General features: G+C 57.0%; 1 rRNA gene (cut by a window edge). It reads right to left on the bottom strand.

From position 1 onward, the window contains the following. Positions 1-1,500, bottom strand: a 23S ribosomal RNA gene (locus tag ACIOWN_RS34420); it reaches 1,720 nt to the left of the window's first position. Positions 1,501-1,555 lie beyond the last annotated feature (55 nt).

The following is a 1,555-nucleotide window of genomic DNA, read 5'->3' as shown; positions in this document are numbered from 1 at the left end:
GGTTATCCATCGACTACGCCTGTCGGCCTCGCCTTAGGTCCCGACTTACCCTGGGCAGATCAGCTTGACCCAGGAACCCTTAGTCAATCGGCGCACACGTTTCTCACGTGTGAATCGCTACTCATGCCTGCATTCTCACTCGTCAACCGTCCACAACTCGCTTACGCGGCTGCTTCACCCGGCAGACGACGCTCCCCTACCCATCACGATCCCCGTTGGGGGTACATATCGCAATGACACGACTTCGGCGGTACGCTTGAGCCCCGCTACATTGTCGGCGCGGAATCACTAGACCAGTGAGCTATTACGCACTCTTTCAAGGGTGGCTGCTTCTAAGCCAACCTCCTGGTTGTCTGTGCGACTCCACATCCTTTCCCACTTAGCGTACGCTTAGGGGCCTTAGTCGATGCTCTGGGCTGTTTCCCTCTCGACCATGGAGCTTATCCCCCACAGTCTCACTGCCGCGCTCTCACTTACCGGCATTCGGAGTTTGGCTAAGGTCAGTAACCCGGTAGGGCCCATCGCCTATCCAGTGCTCTACCTCCGGCAAGAAACACACGACGCTGCACCTAAATGCATTTCGGGGAGAACCAGCTATCACGGAGTTTGATTGGCCTTTCACCCCTAACCACAGGTCATCCCCCAGGTTTTCAACCCTGGTGGGTTCGGTCCTCCACGAAGTCTTACCTCCGCTTCAACCTGCCCATGGCTAGATCACTCCGCTTCGGGTCTTGAGCGTGCTACTCCACCGCCCTATTCGGACTCGCTTTCGCTACGGCTACCCCACTCGGGTTAACCTCGCAACACACCGCAAACTCGCAGGCTCATTCTTCAAAAGGCACGCAGTCACGAGATACAGCAAGCTGTATCCGACGCTCCCACGGCTTGTAGGCACACGGTTTCAGGTACTATTTCACTCCCCTCCCGGGGTACTTTTCACCATTCCCTCACGGTACTATCCGCTATCGGTCACCAGGGAATATTTAGGCTTAGCGGGTGGTCCCGCCAGATTCACACGGGATTTCTCGGGCCCCGTGCTACTTGGGTGTCTCTCAAACGAGCCGCTGACGTTTCGACTACGGGGGTCTTACCCTCTACGCCGGACCTTTCGCATGTCCTTCGTCTACATCAACGGTTTCTGACTCGTCGACCAGCCGGCAGACTGATCAAGAGAGATCCCACAACCCCGTATGCGCAACCCCTGCCGGGTCTCACACGCATACGGTTTGGCCTCATCCAGTTTCGCTCGCCACTACTCCCGGAATCACGGTTGTTTTCTCTTCCTGCGGGTACTGAGATGTTTCACTTCCCCGCGTTCCCTCCACTTGCCCTATGTGTTCAGACAAGGGTGACAGCCCATGACGACTGCCGGGTTTCCCCATTCGGAAACCCCCGGATCAAAGCCTGGTTGACGACTCCCCGGGGACTATCGTGGCCTCCCACGTCCTTCATCGGTTCCTGGTGCCAAGGCATCCACCGTGCGCCCTTAAAAACTTGGCCACAGATGCTCGCGTCCACTGTGCAGTTCTCAAACAACGACCAACCACCCGTCACA

It is taken from the genome of Streptomyces sp. NPDC087787 (assembly GCF_044743035.1).
Lineage (GTDB): Bacteria > Actinomycetota > Actinomycetes > Streptomycetales > Streptomycetaceae > Streptomyces.
The sequence above is the reverse complement of the archived record's forward strand: the minus strand, read 5'-3'. Positions and strand labels throughout refer to the sequence as shown.